19 protein-coding genes are annotated in these 24,350 nt (G+C 72.3%); 10 read left to right on the plus strand and 9 right to left on the minus strand.

Annotated elements, in window-relative coordinates:
- Positions 1 to 28: 28 nt before the first annotated feature.
- The 3 genes from ribB (at position 29) to nusB (ending at position 2,243) form a co-directional block, all read left to right on the plus strand.
- Entirely contained in the window at positions 29 to 1,198 is a 1,170-nt protein-coding gene (ribB, locus tag WME90_RS38060) for a 3,4-dihydroxy-2-butanone-4-phosphate synthase (RefSeq protein ID WP_437276976.1), read from the plus strand.
- 96 nt (positions 1,199 to 1,294) lie between these two features.
- A complete protein-coding gene (gene ribH, locus WME90_RS38065; protein WP_437276977.1) occupies positions 1,295 to 1,804 on the plus strand; it encodes a 6,7-dimethyl-8-ribityllumazine synthase in 510 nt (169 codons plus the stop codon).
- Positions 1,805 to 1,820: 16 nt separating this feature from the next.
- Positions 1,821 to 2,243: a transcription antitermination factor NusB gene (gene nusB, locus WME90_RS38070; RefSeq protein ID WP_437276978.1), complete on the plus strand. Its 423-nt coding sequence runs from the start codon at positions 1,821 to 1,823 to the stop codon at positions 2,241 to 2,243.
- A 37-nt stretch (positions 2,244 to 2,280) separates the two neighbouring features.
- Here the strand turns inward: nusB and WME90_RS38075 are convergent, their stop codons facing one another.
- The 4 genes from WME90_RS38075 to WME90_RS38090 all read right to left on the minus strand — a co-directional run bounded on the left by WME90_RS38075 (position 2,281) and on the right by WME90_RS38090 (position 8,878).
- Positions 2,281 to 4,740 (minus strand): endonuclease MutS2, encoded by a 2,460-nt coding sequence (locus WME90_RS38075; protein WP_437276979.1) that lies wholly within the window; start codon positions 4,738 to 4,740, stop codon positions 2,281 to 2,283.
- Complete coding sequence (locus WME90_RS38080) at positions 4,740 to 6,674, minus strand: sigma 54-interacting transcriptional regulator (protein WP_437276980.1); 1,935 nt, start codon at positions 6,672 to 6,674, stop codon at positions 4,740 to 4,742. The genes WME90_RS38075 and WME90_RS38080 overlap by 1 nt, the downstream gene beginning before the upstream one ends.
- Before the next feature lie 62 nt (positions 6,675 to 6,736).
- Positions 6,737 to 7,780 carry a hypothetical protein gene (locus WME90_RS38085; RefSeq protein ID WP_437276981.1) on the minus strand — a complete coding sequence of 348 codons (1,044 nt, stop codon included), beginning with the start codon at positions 7,778 to 7,780 and terminating at the stop codon, positions 6,737 to 6,739.
- Between the two features lie 99 nt (positions 7,781 to 7,879).
- Positions 7,880 to 8,878 carry an NAD(P)H-dependent glycerol-3-phosphate dehydrogenase gene (locus WME90_RS38090; RefSeq protein WP_437276982.1) on the minus strand — a complete coding sequence of 333 codons (999 nt, stop codon included), beginning with the start codon at positions 8,876 to 8,878 and terminating at the stop codon, positions 7,880 to 7,882.
- A gap of 145 nt (positions 8,879 to 9,023) precedes the next feature.
- On the opposite strand from WME90_RS38090, the gene WME90_RS38095 reads away from it, so the two are divergent.
- The 3 genes from WME90_RS38095 (at position 9,024) to WME90_RS38105 (ending at position 13,247) form a co-directional block, all read left to right on the plus strand.
- On the plus strand, positions 9,024 to 10,097 hold the full coding sequence (locus WME90_RS38095; protein ID WP_437276983.1) for a hypothetical protein: 1,074 nt from the start codon (positions 9,024 to 9,026) through the stop codon (positions 10,095 to 10,097).
- 230 nt (positions 10,098 to 10,327) lie between these two features.
- On the plus strand, positions 10,328 to 11,782 hold the full coding sequence (gene lepB, locus WME90_RS38100; RefSeq protein ID WP_437276984.1) for a signal peptidase I: 1,455 nt from the start codon (positions 10,328 to 10,330) through the stop codon (positions 11,780 to 11,782).
- Between the two features lie 295 nt (positions 11,783 to 12,077).
- On the plus strand, positions 12,078 to 13,247 hold the full coding sequence (locus WME90_RS38105) for a zinc-binding dehydrogenase (RefSeq protein ID WP_437276985.1): 1,170 nt from the start codon (positions 12,078 to 12,080) through the stop codon (positions 13,245 to 13,247).
- A 5-nt stretch (positions 13,248 to 13,252) separates the two neighbouring features.
- On the opposite strand, the gene kbl is transcribed toward WME90_RS38105, so the two are convergent.
- Positions 13,253 to 14,443, minus strand: coding sequence for a glycine C-acetyltransferase (gene kbl, locus WME90_RS38110; RefSeq protein ID WP_437276986.1), 1,191 nt, complete (start codon positions 14,441 to 14,443; stop codon positions 13,253 to 13,255).
- A gap of 289 nt (positions 14,444 to 14,732) precedes the next feature.
- Here kbl and WME90_RS38115 point away from each other — a divergent pair, with 289 nt between their 5' ends.
- Positions 14,733 to 15,815, plus strand: a complete 1,083-nt coding sequence (locus WME90_RS38115; RefSeq protein WP_437276987.1) for a hypothetical protein — start codon at positions 14,733 to 14,735, stop codon at positions 15,813 to 15,815.
- Between the two features lie 32 nt (positions 15,816 to 15,847).
- On the plus strand, positions 15,848 to 17,260 hold the full coding sequence (locus tag WME90_RS38120) for a DUF4331 domain-containing protein (RefSeq protein ID WP_437276988.1): 1,413 nt from the start codon (positions 15,848 to 15,850) through the stop codon (positions 17,258 to 17,260).
- Positions 17,261 to 17,291: 31 nt separating this feature from the next.
- Here WME90_RS38120 and WME90_RS38125 read toward each other — a convergent pair whose 3' ends face one another.
- The gene (locus WME90_RS38125) at positions 17,292 to 18,317 is read right to left on the minus strand and encodes a hypothetical protein (RefSeq protein WP_437276989.1); all 1,026 of its coding nucleotides are present in this window, start codon (positions 18,315 to 18,317) and stop codon (positions 17,292 to 17,294) included.
- Positions 18,318 to 18,496: 179 nt separating this feature from the next.
- Between WME90_RS38125 and WME90_RS38130 the strand changes: the two genes are divergently transcribed.
- On the plus strand, positions 18,497 to 19,858 hold the full coding sequence (locus WME90_RS38130; RefSeq protein WP_437276990.1) for a tetratricopeptide repeat protein: 1,362 nt from the start codon (positions 18,497 to 18,499) through the stop codon (positions 19,856 to 19,858).
- Between the two features lie 98 nt (positions 19,859 to 19,956).
- Here WME90_RS38130 and WME90_RS38135 read toward each other — a convergent pair whose 3' ends face one another.
- Positions 19,957 to 20,415 carry a hypothetical protein gene (locus WME90_RS38135; protein WP_437276991.1) on the minus strand — a complete coding sequence of 153 codons (459 nt, stop codon included), beginning with the start codon at positions 20,413 to 20,415 and terminating at the stop codon, positions 19,957 to 19,959.
- Between the two features lie 14 nt (positions 20,416 to 20,429).
- On the opposite strand from WME90_RS38135, the gene WME90_RS38140 reads away from it, so the two are divergent.
- Entirely contained in the window at positions 20,430 to 21,494 is a 1,065-nt protein-coding gene (locus tag WME90_RS38140; RefSeq protein ID WP_437276992.1) for an endonuclease/exonuclease/phosphatase family protein, read from the plus strand.
- A 43-nt stretch (positions 21,495 to 21,537) separates the two neighbouring features.
- Here the strand turns inward: WME90_RS38140 and WME90_RS38145 are convergent, their stop codons facing one another.
- Both WME90_RS38145 and WME90_RS38150 read right to left on the minus strand, forming a co-directional pair.
- Positions 21,538 to 22,248 (minus strand): hypothetical protein, encoded by a 711-nt coding sequence (locus tag WME90_RS38145; protein ID WP_437276993.1) that lies wholly within the window; start codon positions 22,246 to 22,248, stop codon positions 21,538 to 21,540.
- Positions 22,249 to 22,438: 190 nt separating this feature from the next.
- Positions 22,439 to 23,443 (minus strand): polysaccharide deacetylase family protein, encoded by a 1,005-nt coding sequence (locus WME90_RS38150; RefSeq protein ID WP_437276994.1) that lies wholly within the window; start codon positions 23,441 to 23,443, stop codon positions 22,439 to 22,441.
- Positions 23,444 to 24,350 lie beyond the last annotated feature (907 nt).

The raw sequence follows: 24,350 nt of genomic DNA on the forward strand, positions 1-24,350 counted from the left end.
CGACCAGGACATGACCTCCGGGGGCCCGATGCCTCATCGGCTGACCATCGACAAAGCGGTCCTCGACCGGGTGAACACCGCGCTCGATCACATCCGCGCGGGCAAGATGGTGATCCTCGTCGACGACGAGGATCGCGAGAACGAGGGGGATCTCTGCATGGCGGCGGAGGCCGTGACCCCCGAGGCGATCAACTTCATGGCGATGCACGGGCGCGGCCTCATCTGCCTCGCCCTCGACGAGGAGCAGGTCGCGCGCCTCGAGCTGCCGATGATGTCCGCGCCAGGGCGGAGCGGGCCGCCGCTCGGCACCGCCTTCACCGTGAGCATCGAGGCGCGCACCGGGGTGACGACGGGGATCAGCGCCGCGGATCGGGCGCACACGATCCGGGTCGCCATCGCGGGCGACGCCACCCCCGAGGATCTCGTCACGCCGGGGCACGTCTTTCCCCTGAAGGCGCGCCGCGGGGGCGTGCTCGTGCGGACGGGGCAGACCGAGGGGTCCGTGGATCTCGCGCGCCTCGCCGGGCTCCGGCCGGCGGGCGTGATCTGCGAGATCATGAACGACGACGGCAGCATGGCCCGCATGCGGGATCTCGAGGTGTTCGCCGCGAAGCACGGCCTGCTGATCGTGACGGTGGCGGACCTCATCCAGTACCGGCTCCAGACCGAGCGGCTGGTCCGCTGCGTGGGCGAGCGGACGCTGCGGCTCGACCTGACGGGCACGGAGTGGAGCGTGTACGTCTACGAGGTGCTCAACGAGCAGCGCCAGTTCCTCGCGCTGACCAAGGGCGCGATCGCGACGCCGGACCCCATCCTGTGCCGCGTGCACTCCGGGTCGACCATCGCGGACCTCTTCAGCTCGACGCCCTTCGACGGCGGGTCGAACCTGCGTGAGGCGCTCCTCGCGATCGAGAGCGCCGGCGTCGGGGTGGTCGTCTACATCCCGTCGCGAGGGGACCTGGGCCGCGAGCTGGAGCTGCTGAAGGGCCCGGGCTCCGACGAGGCGCTCCCCGTCGTGAAGACGCAGCAGCCGTGGACGCTGCGGGAGTTCGGCCTCGGCGCGCAGGTCCTGGCGGACCTCGGGGTGCACCAGATCCGGCTCCTCACGAACAGCCAGCCGAAGATCGCAGGGATCACCGGGTACGGGCTCACCGTGATCGAGCGGGTGCCGCTCGTCTCGATGAAGGGCGAAGCCTGACAGACGGGCGCGCTCGTACGCTGGTAAAAGGACGCGCGGGCAGGATCGCGGTCGCCGCGATCGCGGACCCCACGCGGCAGGAGAGAGGAACGGCGGATGGCAGAGCAGGCGGTCGGGCAGGCACAGGCGAGGGTGATCGAAGGGAACCTGGTGGTCCCGCCGGGGGCGCGCTTCGCGCTCGTGGCGAGCCGCTTCAACCACTTCATCGTCGACCGCCTGGTCGAGGGCGCGCTCGACGCCATCGCGCGGCACGGCGGCGCGCTCGAGCGGACGTCGATCGTGCGCGTCCCGGGCGCGTGGGAGATGCCCACCGTCGTGGGGCGGCTCGCGCACAAGAAGAGCGTCGACGCGATCATCACCCTGGGCGCCGTGATCCGGGGCTCGACGCCGCATTTCGACTATGTGGCGGCCGAGGTCACGAAGGGGATCGCGACCGTGTCGCTCCAGACCGGGGTGCCGGTCACGTTCGGGGTGCTCACAACCGACTCGATCGAGCAGGCGATCGAGCGGGCGGGCACGAAGCATGGCAATAAGGGGTGGGAGGCCGCCGTCAGCGCGATCGAGATGCTCGCGCTTGGCGCCGCGCTGGACACCGCTGGCCTGTAGACGAAGGTTTTGAGAGATGGGTGCGCGCTCTACCGGCCGCGAAGCGGCCTTGCAGATGCTGTTCGCGGTGGAAGCTGGCGGGAGCTCGGCGCCCCGCGTCGTCGCGGCCTTCTGGCGCGAGACGCCGGGCGATCCGGAGGGACGCGCCTACGCGGACGAGGTGGTGCTCGGCGTCGCCGAGGATCTCGCGGCCGTGGACGAGGCGATCCGGAAGGCGAGCACGAACTGGCGCATCGAGCGCATGGCGCGCGTCGATCGGAACGTGCTCCGGCTCGGCGCGTGGGAGCTGATGAGCCGCCCGGAGGTGCCGCGCGCGGTCATCCTCGACGAGGCGGTCGAGCTCGCCAAGCGCTACGGCAGCGAGGAGAGCGGCGCCTTCGTGAACGGCGTGCTCGACCGGATCGCCGAGAACCTCGGCCGCGTCGACCGGGATCGCTGAGCGCTGCGGCGCGCCCTTCCTCAGGGCGCGCGATCGCTCACCACTTCAGCCAGGCGACCGTCACGCCGTCGCCGCCCTCGCTCGGGCCGCCCGGGCGGAGGCGCGCCACGTAAGGGCTGCCGCGCAGCGCCTCGCGGACGGCATCGCGCAGGGCGCCCGTGCCGTGCCCGTGGACGAGGAACGTGACCTTGCGGCCCGCGCCGAGCGAGCGGTCGAGGAACTGCTCGGCCATGGCGACCGCCTCGTGCGCGCGCAGGCCGCGGAGATCCACGGTGTTGTCCGCCGTCTGGATCGGGACGTCGGGGTCGGCGGCGGCGTCGAGATCGACGCGGCGCTGCGGCGGCGCCGCGGCGGCTGGCGGCGCGCCGGTGCCGCGCAGCTCGGCGATCGAGGTCGTGAGCTTGAGCGCGCCGGCGGTGACCCGCAGCTGGCCGCCCGAGAGGACCTCCACCACCTCGGCCTCGGCCCGCAAGCGAGGCACGTAGACGCGGGCGCCGACGCGGATGGCGGCCGGATCGATCGCCGGCCGCGCCTGGGGCTCGTCCTTCGGGCGCAGCTCGAGCTCGCCGCCGATCGACGTCTTCTGCCCCACCGCGTCCATGGCGCGAGCGGCGGCGCGCACGTCCTCCTCGGTGGGCTTGCCGCGCAGGCGCGCCTGCGCCGCCTTGAGGTCCTCGCGCGCGCGCCGCAGGCCGGCGAGCAGCGCCTCGCCCTCCCGGGTGATCACGCCGCGCTCCTTGTCCCGGAGCCGCGCGATCTCTGCCTCGAGCTCCCGGCGCTTGGCGCGGGAGGTGGCCGCCTCCCGCTCGGCGTCCTCGCGCGCGAGCTCGAGCGCGCGGCGCTCGGCGGCGAGCTTCTCGACCATCTGCTCGAAGGTGACCGCCTCCTTCGTGAGGAAGCGCTCCGCCCGCTCGAGCACGGCGCCCGGAATGCCGAACCGCCGCGCGACCGCGAGCGCGCTCGAGGCGCCGGGCACGCCGACGACGAGCCGGAAGGTCGGGCTCATGGTGGCGAGATCGAAGCCGACCGAGGCGTTCTCGAAGCGCTGATCGCCGAGCGCGAGCGCCTTGAGGCCCTCGTAGTGCGTGGTGCAGACGACGGTGCCCCCGCGCGCGCACAGCGAGTCGAGCACGGCCGCGGCGAGCGCCTCGCCCTCGCGCGGGTCGGTGCCGCCGGCGAGCTCGTCGAGCAGGACGAGGGCGCCGGGGCGCGCCTCGCCGAGGATCCGCCCCAGGTTCTTCACGTGGGCGCTGAAGGTCGACAGGTTCTTGTGCAGGTTCTGCTCGTCGCCGACGTCGGTCAGCACGACGTCGAAGAGCGCGACGCGCGAGCCCTCCCTGGCCGCGACCGGCAGGCCCGCGCGGACCATCAGCGCCGCGAGCCCGAGCGTCTTGAGGGCCACGGTCTTGCCGCCGGCGTTCGGTCCGGAGACGATCATCGCGCGCCCCGCGCTCATCGCGAGGTCGCTCGGGACCACCTTCACGCCGTCGAGCGCGAGGAGCGGATGACGACCCCCGATGAGCTCGATGGAGGTCGGCCTCGCGGCGCCCTCCGAGGCGCCCCGCCCTGCCCCGAACGCGTCCTCCGGGACGTCCGGGAAGGTGAGGTCGAGGTCCTCCGCGAGCCGCGCCGCGGCGGCCCGCACGTCGGCGTGGGCCAGCGCGCGGGCGGCGGCCGCGACGCTCTCGACGTCCTCGGCCACGCGTGCGGTGAGCGCCGCGTAGATCGCCTGCTCCTCGCGCGCGACCTCGGCGTCGACCATCTTCATCCGGTTGCCCGTCTCGACGAGCACCCGGGGCTCCACGAACACGGTGGCGCCGCTCGCGCTCGTCGCGTGGACGATGCCGGGGAAGCGCTCGTGCGCGTCGGATCGCACCGGCAGCACGTAGCGCCCGTCGCGCTCCGTCCAGTAGCGGTCCTGGAGGATGTCCTCGTGCTTCTGGATGAGGTCCTCGAGGCGCCGGACGAGCCGCTCGCGCACCGCGCGCCGCTCCGCGCGCAGCGCCTCCAGGCGAGGCGACGCGCGATCGGCGAGCGTGCCGTCCGGATCGAAGGCCGCCGCGAGCTCGCGCGCGACGGCGTCGAGCTCCGGGTTGGTCGCGCACGCCGCGTAGAGCGCGGGCGCGATCTGACGCCGGTTCTGCAGGTACTGCCGCGACGTCCGCGCGGCCTCGAGCAGCCCGAGCACGGCGCGCAGCTCCTCGTTCGCGAGCGCCGCGCCGATGCGGGCCCGATCGAGCGCGTCCTCGAGCTCCGCGACGTCGCGCGCCGGCACCGGCTCCCCGGCCCGGGCGAGCTCCACCGCCTCGCGCACCTCGGCGAGCGCGGTGACGGCCTCGGCGCGCGTCGACGCGAACGGGAGGGCCCGGGCCAGCCGCTTGCCGCCTCGAGACGCGCACCGCTCCGCGAGCGCCTCGAGGACGCGATCCCACTCGAGGTCGGCGCGGGTCTTTGTCGGACAGGGGTCTGCGAAGGGCCCTTCGGGGTTGTATTCCATCACGCTTCGGTCGGATCGCGGGCCACGCCGCCGGCCCCGCTCGGCATCGGGTTCTGCTCCTTCTCGAGGTAGCGGAAGATGGTGCGCGGGTCGACGCCGAGGTCGCGGGCCGTCTGCGTGCGGTTGCCGTTGTTGCGCTCGAGCGCCTCCAGCACGTACCGCCGCTGGAACTCTTCCTTGGCCTTCTCCAGCGGCATGATGGCCGTCTCGGCGCCCGGGCCGAGATCGAGATCCTCCACGGCGAGCAGCGCCTGATCGCAGAGGACGAGCGCCTTCTTGATGCGGTTCTCGAGCTGCCGGATGTTGCCCGGCCAGGGGTACTTCTTGATCGCGGCGAGCGCGGCCGGGCTGAAGCCGCGCACGGGGCTGCCGAGCTCGTCGGCGTACTTCGAGAGCAGCACCTTCGCGATGATGAGCACGTCGTCGGCCCGCTCGCGGAGCGGTGGGAGCCACAGGTTCACGACGTTGAGCCGGTAGTAGAGATCCTCCCGGAAATTGCCGGCGCGGATCTCCTCCTCGAGGTTCCGGTTCGTGGCGGCGACGATGCGGATGTCGACCTTCTCGGGCTTCGAGTCGCCGACGCGGAAGACGACCCGCTCCTGGAGGGCGCGGAGGAGCTTCACCTGGAGGTTCAGCGGGAGCTCGCCGATCTCGTCGAGGAACAGCGTGCCCTTGTCGGCGACCTGGAACTTGCCCGGGCGGCTGGCGATGGCGCCGGTGAAGGCGCCCTTCACGTGGCCGAAGAGCTCGCTCTCGATGAGGTTCTCGGGGATCGCGCCGCAGTTGATGGTGACGAAGGGGCCGCCCTCGCGCGGGCTGCGCCGGTGCAGCTCCCGCGCGATGAGCTCCTTCCCGGTCCCCGTCTCGCCCGTGATGAGCACGCTGATGTCGGTCGCCGCGACCTTCTGCAGCTTGCGGAACACCTCGAGCATCGACGGGCAGGCGCCGATGATCTCGCCGAACTTCTTGTCGTGCAGCTCGGCGACCAGCTTGGCCTTGTCGGCCCGCAGGGCGTTCAGGAGCATCGCGTTCTGGAGGATCAGCGAGGCCTGGGACGCGAAGATGCTGAGCAGATCGAGCTGGGCCCGGTCGAAGAGGTGCTTGATCTTGTCGTTGCCGACGTAGAGCGCGCCGATGATCTGGCCCTGCGACAGGAGCGGCGCGCACATCACGCTGGAGAGCTTCATCGCGATGACGCTGTCGCTCCGGCCGAACTGCGTGTCGGCGAGCGCGTCGGAGACGATCACCGGGCGGCCCGAGACGATGACCTGACGCACGATGCTGTCCGAGATCCCCCCGGCCGCGTCGGTGATGGCCTCCTTGCGGATGTTGCGCGACGCGCGCACCGCGAGCTTGCGGTCGCCGACCGCGGCCGGCGCGGCCTGAGCGCCGCCGCGGACCGCCGTGTCGGCCGCCACCTCCGCCCCCTCGAGGAGGAGCAGGAAGCCCTTGTCGGCGTGCGTCAGCTCGATGACGTCGTCGAGCATCGCCTCGAGGAGCTCGTCGACGTTGCGCCGGTTGATGAGCTTCTCGCTGAAGGCGAACAGCTTGCGGACGCCAGCGAGCTCCGAAGCGCCCTGCGGCGGCGCGGGCCGGTCCTCCCCGCCGTCGCATGCCGGGAGGCGCTCCTGGACGGTCGGCGCCTCGGCGAACATCGAGAAGCCTACCTCGACCGTGCCGAGCTGGAGCCGGTCGCCGTGCACGAGGCGCGCACGCCGCTTCTTCTTGCCGTTGATCGCGATCTCCCCGTCGCGCTCGCACTCCTCCAGCACGAAATCGCGACCGTCGAACACGATCTGCGCGTGATGGTCCAGCACCCCTGCCCCCGCGACCGCGACGTCGTTTCCGAGCGCCTTGCCGATCGTCGTGACCGGCTTGTGGACGCTGTACAGGCGTGGCGCGCCCTCGGAGGCGAAATACTTCAGGGTCGGCATCTAGGTCAGCATAGCAGGCGTGCCGCGGCCTCATGCAGCCGTGTTGGACGGCACACCGCGGCTTACCAGAGCTCTCCGACGACCACGGCGCCGAGCCCGCCTCGATACGGCGTGAGGCTGCCGCCGAGCACGCGCGCGAACGGGGGACGGCCACGATGTTCCTGGTCGTCCAGGGCGACGGAGGAGCTCGAGTCCGGCCTCCCGAGGAACAAGGCGCCCGCCACGAGGCCGAGGGTGCCCGCCGCGCCCTGAGCGATGAGGCCGCGACGGGGGTCGTGATCGCTCCCGATGTACGCGAGGTAGATGGGCAACGACACCACCGTGCCGATGCCGAGCCCGCCCCACATCCACGCGAGCTGGTTCCACGACGGCGTCCACGCGATCGACAGGCCGACGGCGCCCGCGGTCGCGACGTTGAACCCGATGAGGCCCCCGAGCGAGATGCTGTCGTTCGACTGGCTCCAGTCGCCGTTGCTCGCGGCGGCCCCGAACGCGCTGCCGATGAGCGTGCCCCACACCGCGCCCGAGGCGAGGAGCATGTTTGTCTGCGGCTTGGGACGGAGGAAATAGTAGAAACCCCAGCCCGCCGCGCCGCCGACGGTGGAGCCGATCACCTCGGCGGTCGCGAGCCCGAGGAAGCCCCACTCCTTGCCCTTCCGCGCGCTGACGTACTGGTACGAGGCGATGCCGAGCCCCTCGCCCGCGCCGATCACCATGCCCGTGGCGATCGCGGACGGCATGCCGCGCGGCATCGGCGGCGAGTCGAGGAAGTAGACGCCGACCGGCGCCGCGACGCCGAGGAGCGCGGGCGCGATGAACTGCACGCCCGGATCGTCGATTCCGGCCACCGCATCGAACCAGATGCCGGTGCCCACGCCGTACGCCACGGAAGTGGCGTAGAGATAGCCGACCTCGAGCGGCGTCGATTTGGGCTCGCTCTTCCTCTGCGGCGGCGCGTACCCGTAGCCGCCGTAGGCGCCGCCGTACTGGCCGCCGTATTGACCTCCGTACGCGCCGCCCTGCTGACCGCCGTAGGGCGGCGCGCCGTACTGGGCAGCGGCCGTCGAGCCGATGCTCGACAGGAGGAGCGCAGAGAGGAGACTCACGAGGGGTCGCGTATTCATCGCGCCGCCACTTTACACCCTCGCGAGAGGCGAGGCGCGGGCGGCGCGAGAAAGCGCCTTCCCGCGGGCCGGCCCCGCGTCTCACTCCCTCGTGAGGGCGCGGGTCATGAGGTCGACGACGGCCTGCTGCGGCGGCTTCTCCTCATACAGCATCCGGTACACCTCGACCGTAATCGGCGCGCTCACGCCCAGCTTGTCCGCGAGGTCGTGCGCGCTCTTCGCCGTCTTCACGCCCTCGGCGACGTGGCCGAGGCCCGCGAGGACCTCGTCGAGCTTCCGTCCCCTGCCCATCTCGATCCCGACGGTGCGGTTGCGCGACAGCTCGCCCGTGCACGTGAGCACCAGGTCGCCCATCCCGGAGAGCCCCGCGAGGGTGAGCGGGTTCGCCCCCTTCGCCGCCGCCACGCGGCCGATCTCCGCGAGGCCGCGCGTGATGAGCCCGGCGCGGGCGTTGTGGCCGAAGCCGAGGCCGTCGCAGATGCCGGCCGCGATGGCGATGACGTTCTTGAGGGCGCCGCCCACCTCCACGCCCACGACGTCATCGGACGAGTAGACCCGGAACCGATCGGTCGCGAACATGCGCTGCACCGCGTGCGTCTCCCGCTCGCTCCTGCCAGCGACCACGACCGTGGTCGGCTGGCCGGATGCGACCTCCCGCGCGAAGCTCGGGCCCGACAGGTAGGAGAGCCGCGGCTCGGCGTCGCGCCCGAGCTCGTCGACGAGCACCTCGCTCATCAGCATCAGCGAGTCGTTCTCGATGCCCTTCGTCGCGCTGCACACGAGCGCGTCCCGCGGGATATGGCGCCCGGCCGCCCGGACGACCTCGCGCAGCGCGTGCGACGGGACGACCACGACGGCGAGCTCCGCGCCGCGCAGCGCGTCCTCGAGATCACCCGTGGCCCGCAGGCCCGCGGGCAGCTCCACGCCCGGCAGGTACCGGTCGTTCTGGCGCTCGCGGCCGATGCGATCGGCGAGCTCGCCGTGGTGCGCCCAGAGCGCGGTGGGGTTGCCCTTGTCCGCCAGCAACTTCGCCAGCGCCGTCCCCCAGGCGCCGGCCCCGATGACTGCGACGTTCGCCATGATGGAGACCCTATCACCACCCGCGCGCCGGGGCCGAAGGCGACGCGCCTCACGCTCACCACCCGCGCGCCGGGGCCGAAGGCGACGCGCCTCACGCCGCGCGGCGCGCCGCTCGACCCGCCGGTGTTTCGACTATGCTGCGCCCATGCTCTCCCGCACCGCCGCGCTGCGCGCGCTCGGCCTCACGCTCTGCCTCTCGCTGCTCGGAATGCTGTGCGGCGCGTGCGGCCAGGGCGCGCTCGGCGTGATGCCGGGCGTCGTGAACGATCCGGGAAACCTGTCGCTCCGCAGGGCCATCCTCTCGTTCGCGACGAGCCAGCTCTGCAGCGAGATGCGGAAGCGGAGCGTGCCGCTGCGCCTCCGCGACGAGGATCCGGTGACGGGCCGGTTCTACCCCGGCTCGTGCGTCGCCCAGGAGCTCGCGAACGGGGACCTGTTCCTCCAGTTCGGAGGCAGCGGCGTGGTCTGGACGAACCTGACGAAGCGCATGAGCTTCGACGCGAGCGCCGCCGTCGAGTACGACCACGACTTCCTGATGGATGGCGACACGATGTACGTGTACTTCCGTCAGCGCTCGACCACGGCGGCGGCCTTCACGACCAAGCTCATCGAGCAGCCCGCCGCGATCTCGCTCGGCGGCGTGTCGCTCGCCCAGGGCAGCGCGTACGCGAACGCGCTCGGCGCCCAGCTCCTGAAGACCGAGATCGCCCGGGGGTTCACCGTCATCCGCGACGACGACGGCGCGGTGCAGTTCGGGCTCGGCATCATCGAGAAGGGGCGGAGGCCCGACGCTCCCTACGAGCGCCGCGACAACGGCAAGCTGCTCCTGGCGAACGAGCGCACCGAGGTGCACCAGGAGCAGCGCGATACCATCGGCCCGCTGGAGATCACGGGCAGCGGAGAGGCCCTGACGCTCACGGTCGCCGTCGAGGGGGCGCCCGGCGTGGACGTCATCCTCTTGCCGCGAGGCAGCGGGGAGCAGTGGCTCCAGACGTACCTGACGCAGCCCGCGCCGGCGCCCCTCGCAGCGGCCGCCCTGCTCGACGAGCCGGTGTACTCCGGCGCCCCCTGGCGGCGAACGGTGCCGCTGCCCCAGGGGCAATACTACCTGATCATCGACAACACGAGCGCAGCAGGGCGGACGCAGCCCACGACGTACGCCCGCGACGACCGCGCGGCCCTGGTGAGCTACGCCGTCGAGGTCGGAGACGCGCCCTGACGAGGGCGAACGAGGGCAACGACGCCGACGACGCGGACGACGCGGATGACGCGGACGACGCCGACGACGCCGACGACGGACCGCGAGCCGCATGCCGCGCCTGCGCACTTGCCGCGGCGAGGGGCGGCGTATACATAAGCCCTCTCTTGCCGCCGCGCCCCGATGATCAACCCCAGAGCGTCCCGTCGGTCGCGGCCAGTCGGCCCGCAAGCTCGGAGTTCAGGACCCCGATGAGGGGAAGCTCGAGCTCGGAGCCCCGCGCCAGCGCGGCCAAGGCGACCGGCGGGGCGGACCCGCGCTCGACGGGCAGCTCTCCTCCGCCAGGCGGCAGGGATGGCCGGGCGCTGCGCTTCCTGTTCCACCTCGTGTGGATCTGCATCGTTCCCTTCGTGCTCGCGGTCGTGAACGTATGGCTGCTCACCCCGCCGGCCCAGGGAGGGAGCACCCAGCCGCTCCGCGTCTTCGTCGGCGAGCAGCAGATCCCGGCCGGCATCGTGCTCTTCACGATCTTCGCGATGATCCTCTGGCGGTTCCGCCACGAGCTGCCGTTCGCGTCGGCGATCGGCGTCGGTGGCCGCCGGGATATCCCGCCGAAGGCGCGCGCTCGCTTCGAGGACGCCGCGGCGCTCCTCGAAGAGGCCCACCGGATCCAGCGCAGCCGCAAGCGCGACGTCGAGCGCGAGCTGACGAGCGGCGAGCGCGAGCAGGTGACGCAGGCGATCGCGGCCCTCGAGCGCGCGATGAGCGCCGAGACGTTCGACGCGGCCGAGTTCGACGCCGCCCACAGCCGCGCCGATCGCGCGGTCGGCGAGCACCTCGGCCGCTGGCGCAAGGGCGAGATGCGCGAGTACGCGGAGTCGATCGGCATCGCCGTCGCCGTCGCGCTCCTCCTGCGCGCCTTCGTCGTCGAGGCGTTCAAGATCCCGAGCGGCTCGATGATCCCGACCCTCATGGTCGGCGACCACATCTTCGTCAACAAGTTCACCTACGGCCCGCTCATCCCCTGGACCGACCAGCGCCTCTTCCCTCGCCTGCCCCCGTCGCGCGGCGACGTGATGGTGTTCAAGTTCCCCGAGAACAAGGAGCAGGACTTCATCAAGCGGACGATCGCCGTCCCCGGCGACACGCTGGAGGCGATCAACGGCCGCCCCGTCATCAACGGCTGGCTCGTCCCCCACTGTCACGTCGGCCCCTACAACTACGAGGGCCGGCAAGCGGAGCTGTTCGTCGAGTTCCTCGGGGACAAGTCGTACTTCACGCTCTTCGAAAAGAACCCCGACGGGATGATGTGCGTGGAGAGCGATGACTGCACGCCGGGCTCCATGTGCCGGGGCGGCATCTGCGGCGAGCTCCAGGGCCCCTTCAAGGTGGCCGCCAACGAGGTGTGGGTGATGGGCGACAACCGCAACAACAGCCACGACTCGCGCAGCTGGCGCGGCGGGCTCGGCGCGGGCGTGCCCTTCGATCACATCAAGGGACGAGCGATGTTCGTCTGGATGAGCTTCGGGCCCGGCGGCGGCATCGCGCAGGATCGCCTCTTCGTGAACGTCATGGGCCGCCCGAAGCTCCCCGGCGCCCACGAGGCCCTTCAGGACGGCCTCGACAAGTGCCTCCGCGAGCGGCCCCCCGTCTCCGAGACGACCCCGCCGCCCCCGCCCGCGCGCGCTCAGTCCAAGCAGCGCTGACGCCGCGTCGAGCAGCGCCTGAGAGCGCGATCTTCCCTACTGCGCGTGGGGAGCGTCGTTCCCTCGAGATCGACGCGGCGAGTCATCCGATCCAGGGCGACGGAACAGACGGCGCGCCCGGGCGCCGGGACGCCGCGACAGCGGGCCGATGAGGCCGAGTCGAAGACGCCGGAGACGTGAGCAGCCCGAGCGCAATTTTTCATGGGCGCTCGCTCGTCCACGCGCCACGCTTCACATGCCGAGGCGCCCGTGCGCCAGCTGCGTGCGCCTCGAACCCCGAACAGGAGCCAGGTGCATGAGCGACGCGATGTGGGCGCTGACGTACAACCGCGAGAAGCAGCCGTGGGAGTCCACCGTCGGGTTGTCCAAGGACAAGGTCGAGCGCCCGGCGATCGACGAGTCCAGGGACTACCACGACCGCGCGAGCGTCCTCATCAAGCCGATCATGACGGGCTTCTGCGGCTCGGATCGCGGCATCTGGTTCCGTAGCGCCTTCAAGGACATGATCCTCTCGTCGCTCGAGCGCGATCGGAAGGCCGCGCGCACGATCGGCCACGAGCTGCTCGGCCGGGTGGTCGACCTCGGGACCGACGCTCGCCGGACCTTCGGGCTGGAGATCGGCGACATCGTGTCGACCGAGAGCCACATCGCCTGCGGCGCTTGCTACCAGTGCCGCGTCGGCGACACCCACGTGTGCGCCGACGACAAGATCATCGGGATCAGCGAGGATGGCTGCTTCGCCGAGCTCGTCAAGCTGCCCGCGAAGAACCTGTGGCGCACGGACATCTCCAGGATCCGGCCCGAGGTCGCCGCCGTCCAGGAGCCGTTCGGCAACGCCGTGCACGCGTGCACAAAGGTGAACCTCCGCGGCAAGCGCGTGGCCATCTTCGGCTGCGGCACCATCGGCCTGTTCGCCGTCGCGATCGCCCGCGCGATGGGGGCGATCTACATCATCGGCGTCGAGCCGGCGGAGCGGAACGCCGAGATGGCCCGTCGCCTCGGCGCGGACGCGGTCCTGCGCCCGCACCAGACGAGCCCCGAGCGGCCCCACGCGAGCGATCCGGAGCTGACGGAGCGGGTACGGAAGCTCACGGACGGCGTCGGCGTCGACGTCGTGCTCGAGATGAGCGGCGTGAACAGCAGCGTCAACAACGCGATCCACGCCGCGAGGCGCGGGGGCGACGTGATCCTCTTCGGCCTGAAGAGCGGCGACGCGGTGATCGAGAACTTCGACCGCCTCATCGTGGACGGCATCAGCCTCCACAGCGTGATCGGCCGGCGCATCTTCGAGACGTGGCACATCACGCGCCACCTGCTCGAGTCGCGCGATCCGAACATCCACGACCTCATCTTCGAGGTCATCCTGAACCACGGCCAGGGGACGGTGTTCGACTTCGACGACTACGACGCCGCGGCCTTCCAGGAGGCGATCTCGAGCCACCCGAAGGTGATCCTCCGGTACTGAGGCGCTCAGGCGACGACGCCGAGGCGCTGTCCGACCCGCCGGAAGGCGTCGATCGCCTGATCGACGTGCTCGGGCTCGTGCGCTGCGGAGAGCTGCACCCGGATGCGGGCCTGGCCCTTCGGCACGACGGGGTACGAGAAGCCGATGACATAGATGCCCTCGGCGAGCAGCGCCTTCGCCATCTCGTTCGCGAGCTGCGCCTCGCCCAGCAGGATGGGCACGATCGGATGGATGCCGGGCTTGATGGTGAAGCCGGCCTGGGTCATCCCCTGCCGGAACCGGCGCGCGTTCTCCATCACCCGCGTGCGGAGCGACGGCTCCGCGTCGATGAGATCGAACACGGCGATCGAGGCGCCGGCGATCGCGGGGGCGAGCGTGTTGGAGAACAGGTACGGGCGCGATCGCTGCCGGAGCAGGTCGACGATCGGCTGCCGGCCGGTCGTGAAGCCGCCGCTCGCCCCGCCCAGCGCCTTGCCCAGGGTGGAGGTGATCACGTCGACGCGGTGCATGACCCCGCAGAGCTCCGCGGTCCCGCGCCCCGTCGGCCCGATGAACCCGGTCGAGTGCGAGTCGTCGACCATCACCATCGCGCGGTACTTATCGGCGAGATCGCAGATGGTATCGAGCTTCGCCAGGTATCCATCCATCGAGAACACGCCGTCGGTGGCGATGAGCCGGAGCCGCTTGCCGGCCGTCGAGCGGAGGATGTCCTCGAGGGCGGCCATGTCCCCGTTGGGGTAGCGGTGCCGCTCGGCCTTGCAGAGGCGGATGCCGTCGATGATCGACGCGTGGTTCAGCGCGTCCGAGATGACGGCGTCCTCCTCGCCGAGGAGCGTCTCGAAGAGGCCGCCGTTCGCGTCGAAGCACGACGAGTAGAGGATGGCGTCCTCCGTGCCGAAGAAGCGGGCGATCCGGGACTCGAGCCGCCGGTGGAGGTCTTGCGTGCCGCAGATGAAGCGGACGCTGGAGAGGCCGAAGCCGTGCGTGTCGATCGCCTGCTTCGCCGCCGCGATCACCGCCGGATGCGACGACAGGCCAAGGTAGTTGTTCGCGCAGAAGTTGAGGACCCCGGCGCCACCTTCGGTCCGGATCACCGGCCCCTGCGGCGTCGCGAGGATCCGCTCCTCCTTGTAGAGACCCGCCGCACGGATGTCCTCCAACGCCCGTACGTACAGTGACCGAGCGACATCGAACATGACGTCGTTATAAAACGGGCCTGTCAGCCGGTCGACGGGGGAACGCCGTCCGGTCCTCCAGGGCGCCGCTGCTCATGGGCCTGAACGCCAGCGGGCGACCCCGGACACGAGAGGCAGGGTGCACGCGGCTTTGTCGGGCGCAGCGCGGCCGAGGCCTACTCGATCCCGGAGGCCCGTGGCAGAACGGGCATCGTCCGGCGCCGCGCGATCGCCGTGCAGATCGCGAAGCGTGCGCCAGCGTGCGCCGCGCGAGCCGAGCGCACGAGCGGCGCCCTCGGGAGGAGCAGGCATGACGGAAGCCAGAGGGGACTTCCGGCGAAGCGCCGGTGTGCTGTGCGCTGCCGCGACGCTCGCGCTCGCCGCGGGCAACCCGAGCTGCAGCAGCGCGGAGGATCCGCCCGGACGGACCAGCGCGGGCTCCGGCGGGGGGGCGTCGAGCACGACCGCGGCGAGCGGTACGGGAGGCGGGGACGGCGGGGACGGCGGGGACGGCGCGGGCGGCGATGCTCGCTACACGGCCTCGCCGCTCGTCCCGGCGATCGCGTTCGACGCGACGCCGGATGCCGGCGGGGTCTACGTGTACTTCACCGGCCTCGGCGAGGACGGCAGGGCCGGCGTCTTCAGGATCGGAGCGCACGGCAGCGCGGGCTCCACCGAGATCGCGTCCGGTCCGCCCCTCGTCGTGCCGCTCGGGATCGCGACCAGCGCGGACGGCGGCCGCCTGTTCGTGGCCGACCCGGGCGCGGGCGACCCGGCGCTCGACGACGCCGGCGCCCTCTTCGCGATCGACCTGCCCGGCGGCGCCGTCGCGCCGATCGGCGGCGGCGAGGGGCTGCACGCGCGCGGCCTCGAGGTCGCCCGCGGCGCGGACAACGAGGAGCAGATCATCTTCTCGGGGCGCGATCGCGAAGATGGCCAGCCCGGCGTGTTCGCCCTGCCGGCGCGCGGCGGCGAGGTCTCGACGATCGCCAAGGGGAGGCCGCTCGTCGATCCGAGCGGCGTCGCGGTCGCCGGCCGGGGCGACGTCTTCGTCTGCGACACCCTCGCGAGCCCAGACAAGACGGCGACCATCTTCAGGATCGAGGACGGCTTCGTGAGCGCGTTCGCGACCGGGCTCCACGTCGGCTATCCGTGCGGCATCGCGCTGACGCGCGACGACGCGGCGCTGTTCGTGCTCACGCGCGACCCGGCCCGAGGCGCCGACGAGGTCGTGCGGATCGAGGTGGCGTCCGGGGCGCGCTCGGCGACGGCCACCGGCGCCCCTGGCCACGACGAGCCCGGGGGGCTGCACCGGGCGAAGGCCGCCGACGTCTTCGCGTTCGTCGATCACAGGGCCCAGGACCAGGGCTCGGTGTTCCTGCTCAGTCGATGAGCCGCAGAGGAGCGATGGGAGGACCCGCACGCATGATCCACCGACCGTCGCGCGCCGTCGCCGTGTTCACGGCGTCCGTCGCGCTCAGCGCACCCGGCCTCGCCGCGGCGTCGAGCCACCGCGAGGCGCCGGCCATCGCGAGGGATCCGGCCGCCGACAACACCGATCTGTACGCGTGGGTGCAAGGCGACGACCTCGTGATCCTCGCGAGCTACATCCCGCTCGAGGAGCCCGCCAGCGGGCCGAACTTCCACGCCTTCTCGGACGACGTGCTCTACGAGGTGCACATCGCGCGCGGGCCGTCGAGCCTCGAGGACGCGCTGACCTATCAGTTCCGGTTCTCGACAAAGCCGTACCGGGCCGAGGATCCTGCGGGGCTCACGCCGGCGCCGAGCGGCGGCAACGAGTTCTTCTCGCAGCTCGCCGGCGCGGAGCAGACGTACACCGTGACGAAGATCGAGGGCGGAGCGTCGACCGTGCTCCTGGCCGACGCCCCGGTCGCGCCGCCGAACATCGGGAGGCGGACGAACCAGCTCGCCTACCGGATCACCGGCGGGGGCTACCCGGCCTTCGCGACGTCCTCGAAGTTCCTCAAGCAGATGGCGGGCGGCGCGGGGCGCGCCTGGGCCGGGCCGCGCGACGACGGATTCTACGCGGATCTCGGCCGCGCGTCCGATCTGGCGGGGCTCTGCCCGCTGCTCGCGGCGCCGAACCCGTCGTGCACCCCGCGCGACAACCTCGCCGGCTTCAACGTCCACACGCTCGCGCTCGAGATCCCGCTCGCCGCGGTCAACGGCGGCTCGGAGCCGACGCCGAGGCCGAGCGATCAGCAGACGCTCGGCATCTGGGCGTCCGCGAGCCGCCGCAAGGTGCGGATCCTGCGCGCGAACGGCAAGGAAGATGGCCTCGGTCCCTGGGTCCAGGTCTCGCGGGTCGGCCTGCCGCTCATCAACACCTGGATCATCGGCCTGCAGGACAAGGACAAGTACAACCGCTCGCACCCGCGCGACGATCTCGCCAACTTCGGGGCCTACTTCCTGAACCCGATCCTCGTGCGCGACGCCGAGTTCGCCGGGCTCTACCAGGCAGGCCAGCCGCTCGCGACCTTCGATCCCGAGGCGCTGAAGCAGAGCCGGACCGACCTCATCGACGCCTTCAACCTGAAGCCCACGAGCCTCGGAGGACACAGCCTGCAGACCGTCGGCGACGTGCTCCGGATCGATCTGGGCATGCCGTCGGGCTTCCCGAACGGGCGCGCGCTGGTCCCCGGCGCGGACCGCGAGCAGACCGACGTCACCGACGCGCTGCTCACGCTCCTCCTGACCGGCGCGCTCGGGGCGACGGCGGGCGACGGCGTCTCCGCGAACGACGCGCGGTTCCTCCCGGCGTTCCCTTACCTCGCGACGGCGTGGGAGGGCGCGACCCAGGGCCACTTCCGCCCCTGAGCCGCGCCCCGCGCCGCGCCCGGCCGCGCTATCACGGCGCCGCGCACCGCATCCCGCACACGCCGCTCGAGGCGCCCGCGCGCCCCCCTCGAACGCACGCGGCGCGGCACTCTCCGTCGCGCGCGCAGGCCTCGCCCTCGGCCTTCGGCGCCGCGCAGCGCCCGTCCACGCAGCGCGCGCCGGGCGCGCAGTGCCCGCCGAGGCAGGCTGCGCCAGCGGGAGGGAGCGCCGCCTCGCTGCAGCGCGCGTCGACGCAGCGACGGCCCCGCCCGCAGGCCGCGTCGGCCTCGCAGCGGCCGCCGAGCGGGACGTCGTCCGCGCACGCGCGTCCGGCGCAGTGGCCGCGGCACTCGGGGTGCGCTTCGTCGTAGCGCGTCTGCCGGGTGACGGCGGCCAGCACGTCGACCGAGAGGCCGCAGGGCCCCGCGGCGCGCGGGGCGCGGCAGGTGCCGGCGTCGGTGGGGCCGGCGCCGTCGCAGCGCAGCCCGTCCGCGCACTCGAGCGACGACCGGCAGCGCGCCCCCTCGCCGAGCGCGCCCCGCACGATCCCCTCGCACGCCGGCGGAACCGGGGCCGCGAGCGGAGAGACCCAGTCGCACCCGTCGACCGACCGTTCCATCGCCTCGACGCAGCGGCCGACGTCGTCGTTCGACAGCGTCACCGCTCTCGTGCGCACCGCGAGGCTCAGCGCGCGCGCACACTCGGCGGCGGCATGGAAGCCCGCGGCGCCGCCGCAGCACGCCGTTTTGCGCCGCGCGGGCAGCGCGTGGAGCGCCTCGCACAGCCGGGCCGCGAGCGGCTCCGGCGCCCCCTCGGCCTTCCCATAGACGGGGGCGATCTCGTCGCCGGCCACGCTGTCCGCAGGCCATGCCGGCAAGGACGCCGCGGACGCGCCGGCTTCCGGCGAGGGCGTCGCGATCGCGCCCGCCTCCGGCGAGGGCGCCGCGGTCGCGCCCTCCTCCGGCGAGGCGCGGCGAGCACACGCGGCGCAGAGGTGCAGGATCAGCGCCGCGGCGCGGAGCCGCGGCAGGCGGCCGCCATCCGTCGGGACAGGCAATGCGATCTCCTCCGCGCTGCGCGCTGCTTGTCGATCGAGCGATGCTCTGGAGCGGCGAGCTTGCCGGCGCGGCCTTGCGAGGCAAGCTCTTTCGCGATCGGATCGAGCCCGTGACGCCCGCGGGGGAGCCGCGGCGCGCCCCGGGCGGAGCTCCAGCGCGAGAGGAGGTCGGCGCTCCGATGCTGCGACGAACGGGTTGCCTCTTCGCCTGCGCTGCCCTGAGCGGAAGCCTCGGCTGCACCGAGCGCTCGCGCTCCGAGGCCGTCCCGGCCGCGACGACGTCGGCCGGGCGCCCCGCCGAGGCGCCGGCGCCGGGCCTCGACGCGGCGCGTGCGCTCGCGCTCGCGGCGCCGGAGGGCGCGAGCGCCGTCGATCGCGAGATCGAGGCGCTGTCGCGGCGGCTCGCGAAGGCGCCAGGGGGCGCGGATCTGTGGAGCGCGCTCGGCTATGCGTGGATCAGAAAGGCGCGCGCCTCGGGCGATCCGTCGCTCTACCGACGCGCTCGGGCGAGCGCGGAGGCCGCGCTCGCGCTGGCCGAAGGCGATCGCGCGTCGCTCGACCTGCTCGGCCTCGTGCTGCTCCACGAGCGCAGGTTCGCCGAGGCGCGCGACGCCGCGGAGCGGGTCCTCTCGCGGGACGAGGGCGACGCGCTCGCGCTCGGGACGCTCAGCGACGCCGCCCTCGATCTCGGCGCCTTTCAGGTCGCGGCCCAGGCGGCGCAGCGGATGGTCGATCAGCGGCCCGGCCTGCCGTCCTACACGCGGGCCGCATACCTCCGGTGGCTCCAGGGCGACGCGGCGACCGCGAAGCGGATCATGCGCCTCGCGATCGGCGCCGGCGACCCGGGCGACCCCGAGGCGCTCGCCTGGACCCTGACCCAGGCGGCCGCGATGTTCTGGCACGAGGGCGACGACGAGGCCGCGGACCTGGGCTTCACGCGCGCGCTCGCCGTGCAGGGCGAGTATGCGCCGGCGCTCGTCGGCCGGGCGCGCGTCGCGCTGGCCCGCGGCGCGTGGGGCCGCGCCGTCGAGCTCCTCGAGCGGGCCCACCAGCGGAGCCCGGACGCGGAGATCGCGTGGCTGCTCGGCGACGCCAAGGTGGCTGCAGGCGACCACGCCGGCGCGGCGCGCGCCTACGCCAGCGCGGTCGACGCGGGGCAGCGGTCGGACCGCCGGACCCTCGCGCTGTACTACGCGACCAAGGGCCTGGAGCGCGACGAGGCGCTCCGCCTCGCCACCGCGGAGCGCGCCACCCGCGGAGACATCTACACCGAGGACACCCACGCGTGGGCGCTGTACCGCGCCGGCAAGCTGGCCGAAGCGCGCGCGGCGAGCGACAGAGCGCTGGCGCTCGGCACGAGGGACGCGCGCTTGCTCTACCACGCCGGGGCGATCCGGATCGCCCTGGGGGACCTGACGCGAGGCGAGCGGCTCGTGCGGGCTGCGCTCGATCTGAACCCGAGGTTCGACATGACAGGAGCCGCCGAGGCCGAGCAGCTCCTCGCGCGTCGCGAGGCCCCCCGGGGCTCGGCCCGCCGATAGCCTGTACGAGGAGGAGCGCGCGAAGCGCGCTGGGGGGAGCACGCGAGGCGTGCCCTGGGAGTGCGAGCTAGCGAGTGCGACCGAGCGGGGACTCGACGTTAGGTATCGTATTTCACGGTCGACGGGACCACCAGCGGTGGAGGAGCGATCGCAGGTTGCGACGGCGCTGGAGCGGGCTCATCCGCAGGTTGCGAGCCTGGCTGGCTCTTCGGTGGCTGGCCGTGGAGCTCCCGCAGCCGGGCGGGCGCGGGCTCGATCGCTGTCGGGGCCTCATCCCCCGTCTCACCCTCCGTCGCGACGGGGGGAACGCTCACGGCGGGCGGCGGTGGGACGAACATCCTCGGCACCTGGATGGAGCGGGCGATCGACGCGACCTCCGGGAAGCTCGTGGCCATCCGCTCGACAAACGCCGCACGGGCCGCATCATCGGGGGCGCTCGCCGAGGCCTTCGCGACCCGCAGCGCCGACCAGAGCTCATAATACCAGGCGGAGAGGGAGGCATGCGCTTCCAGCAGGTCACGAATGGTATCCTCGGAAACGATGATGTTCTTGCCCATGGGCGAGAGGATACATGACCGAGCGGCGCCTCCCACCTCGTTCGAACGGACCAACACCCGAGGAGCAGGTGCCGGACGGGACCTCGAGGATCGCGGTGCCCGGCGCTCTACACGGCGCCGGGACACAAGGCGACGACGCCACGCCGCTCAGGATCGTCACCTATAACGTCCGCTACTTCGGGCACGGCACGCGGGGGATCGCCTCGACCAGCGCTGCCATCACCCGGATCGCGGCGACGCTCGCGCGGCTGTCCCCGCTGCCCGATCTCGTGTGCCTCCAGGAGGTGGAGACCCAGTCGCTGCGGTCCTCGACGATGAACCGGCGGTGGCATCCGGAGGAGACCCAGCTCGAGCGCCTGATGACCGAGCTGCACGCGGCGCTGGCGCTGGCAGAGCGGCCCGAGCGCTACGTCGCCTACTACTTCCCCGCGCACGCCTACAGGCTTACTTCGCGGACGAACATCTACACGACCGGGCTCGCGGTGATCGCGCGCGACACATTCCACATTGGACACCACAACGCGGAGCGCCCGCACGACATCACCCATCGGAGGAGGGTGAAGAGCCTGAAGCAGACGCGCATCTGCGCGCACGTGTCGTTCGAGCACGAGAGCGGGCAGAGCTTCGATGTGTTCAACACGCACCTCAGCCTGCCGAGCGTGTTCTCGCGGGAGTTCTGGACCGGCGAGGCGCGGATGGGGTTCGGGCCGAATCAGCTCGAGGAGGCGAGGGTGCTCGCCGATTTCGTCCGCCGCGAGCGCCGCAGCGACAACTTCGTGGTGGTCGGCGACTTCAACTCGCTGCCAGGCTCCCCGGTCGATCGCTTCCTGCGCGAGGAGACCGGCTTCGTGGACGCGTTCGCCAAGGTCCGCTGCCTCTCCGCGAGCGAGGCGCGCGCCTTCCCGACGGCGGGCTTCATGAACCTCCGCATGCACCTCGACCACGTCTACTCGTCCGAGCGCCTCGAGTGGCTGGACTTCACGGGCACGCACGCGTTCGGGCACAAGGGCGCCTTCGCGGGGCTGTCCGATCACGTCCCGTTGATCGCGCGCTGCCGCCTGCCGGGCGCCGCCGGCTGACGGCAGCGCGGCGCTGCCGTCCCGGGCGCGGCGCGCCGGCCGATCACCCTGGCAACCAGAGAAGATCGTCCATGATGGGGTCGAGGCACGCGGAGATCTGGGGGCCGAGATCGCCGCCGCACGCGAGCTTGCCGAAGCAGGCGCGGACCGCGTGCCGGCCGCGGCTGTTCATCGCGCCGATCGCCCGCTCGAGCTGCGGGCCGAGCCCGTCCTCCAGGCTCTGCCGGCAGGTGTCGTAGTCGAGGTCTCCGCACCCCGCGATGCGGCCGCAGAGGACGGCCATGTACGGCGCCAGATCGGCTCGCGGGAGGGTGGTGGCCGTCATCGCCTCGGAGCCGCAGCGGCTCACCTCCTCCGCATAGGCCGCGGTGAAGGGATCGCCCTCGAAGCGCCGCAGCGCCGCCAGCGAGCACTCCGAGGTCGCGCGGAGCATCTGCGGCGAGGCCATCGTCGTCATCTGCGTGCACTGCTCGAACTTCGGCCAGCCCTTCGCCTGCTCGGTGGCCCGCTGGTAGAGCTCCCCGAGGTACACGCACCAGGCGCGCTGGGCCTCTCGCTGCTCGCGCTGCTCGACGATCGCCTTCCGCGCTCCCTGCGCGTCGGGCGGCGCCTGCGCGGGTCGCGCGGGCGCCTTCGCGGAAGCGGCAGGCGACGCGCCGCCGCACCCCGACGCGAGGGCGACGGAGATCAGCGAGGCCGCGCCGAGCATGGAGACAGCGGCGCGGAAGCCGCGTTCATGGATTGTGCCTTTCACTGGAGCCTCCCTTCGTCGAACAGGCTGCGCAGCAGCTCTCTTGGCCCCATCGAGGCCACGCGCGTGCAGAACCGGCCCAGCGAAGGGCACGTGCACAGCCCAGGCCACACGCGCGCCGGCCGACGCGGCGTCGAGCGAGCGGAGGCGCTCGGGCTGCGCGGCGGCGGAGCGGCGCGCCGTCTCTGCTCGATCAGCGGCTCGGCCGAGGGCCAGGCCGCTGCCCGATGAGCAGCTTGAGCTTGAAGAGGGCGCCGATCTGCCCGCGGTCCATCGCGATGCGCGGGAAATTCAGGGGGTCGAAGGACGAGAGCATGCAAAGGCCGGAGTTGTTGGTGAAGCCGATCTCGAAGCCTGCCTCCTTCACGGCGCGATGGAAGGCGCCGCACAGGCTGTATCCGACGGGGTACGCGACCGCGTGCACGGCCTCGTTCAGGGCGTCGGAGAGCACGCGGCGGGAGCGCGCGAGATCGCGCGTGGCCTCCTCGGGCGAGAGCGTCTGGAGGACACGATGGCTGTGCGAGTGCGACTGCACGTCCATGCCGGCCCGCCGGAGCGCCGCGATGTGGTTCCAGTCCATGATCGTCCTGGCCGCGAGCGCGCGCTCCTCGCCCAGGTCGATCGACACCCCCGTGGCGCGCTCGATCTCGTCCCAGAGGCGCCCGATGTCGACCCCGGAGGTGCGCTTGATGGTCTGGCAGACGAGCGTCGCCGCGGCGATGGGATCGCGCAGCGGCTCGAGCACGAGCGTCGCTGGGTAGGCGATCTCGACACGCGCCCGCCGGCACCGGTGCATGAGGAGCGCGACGCGATCCCACCAGTAGAGGCGCCCCCTGTCGGGGTACTCGGTGGCGATGAAGAACGTGGCCGTGACCCCTGCTCGCTCGAGGAGGGGCAACGCGACGTCGTGGTTGTCACGGTAGCCGTCGTCGAACGCCACCATGACGGGGTTCGGCGGGAGCTTCCGGCCCTTGGCGAGGAGCCGCACGTCCCGCAGCGACACCACGGTGCCGTGCGTCTTGATGACCGCGAGCTGCTCCTCGAACTCGCGCGCGCTCACCTCGGCGACCCCGGGATCGAGCTCGTCCACCTCCGAGACGTCCGCGATGCGGTGGTAGGTGAACACGGAGAGCACGGGCAGCCGAAGCTTCGCGCGCAGCCAGAGGAAGCGATCCAGGAGCCCGAGGGTGTCGAGCACTCCGGCGGCCAGGACACGACGACCGCGCGGCAACCTCCCACGAATCCACGTCAGTGGATGTGCGACGACGTACACGAATGTATTCCAGCACACAATCAGCGTCCGTGCTTGCCTTCCAGGCCGGCTTCGACGGCGAAGTTCCTGCGCTTCCGGCGGGTGGGTCGCCGACCGGGGGCAATCTGGTTCGGCGGCGATCCCGCTAGAGTGCCGACCGATGTTCTCAACGGACACGGAAACGTCTCAACCTGGGTCGGACGTACCTCAACCTGGGTCGACGGGCGTGGACGTACCCCAACCGGGGTCGGCGGGCGTGGACGTACCCCAACCGGGGTCGACGGTGCCTCAACCTGGGTTGGATGCGGGCCCCCCGTCGGAGGTGCCTCAACCTGGGTCGGATGCGGGCCTCCCATCGAAGCCGCTCTCGCCGGACGAGAGCCCTCGGTTGAAGCCGGGCGTACCCCACCCTGGATCGGACGAGGGTCCCCAGCCGACCTCGCCCCAACCCGGGTCGCTCTCGCCTCAACCTGGTTCGGCCGAGGCCCCGCGGTCGAAACCGCTCTCGCCGCTCGGCGCCGCCGGAGTAGCGCTCGCGACTGCAACCCTCCTGTTTGCGCTGGGGATCTACACCGTCGAGACGAGTCTCCCAGGACGGGCGGCACGCAGCCGAGCGTCTCGACCGGCGATCACGACCACCGGCAGTCCTGTGAGCGTCACCGCCGTGACGCCAAAGCAAACGGCCGCTCCCGTGCAGCCGGCGGCCGCGCCCCCGGCGAGCGCGGCCGAGGCGGCGGCGCAGCCGATGCCGACAGCACCCCCGCCGCCACGTGCTGAAGCGGTGGCACCTCCAGCACAGCCGAGCCCCGAAGCAGCTGCACCTCCAGCACAGCCGAGCCCCGAGGCAGCGGCC

The organism is Sorangium sp. So ce375, assembly GCF_051473855.1.
GTDB lineage: Bacteria > Myxococcota_A > Polyangia > Polyangiales > Polyangiaceae > Sorangium.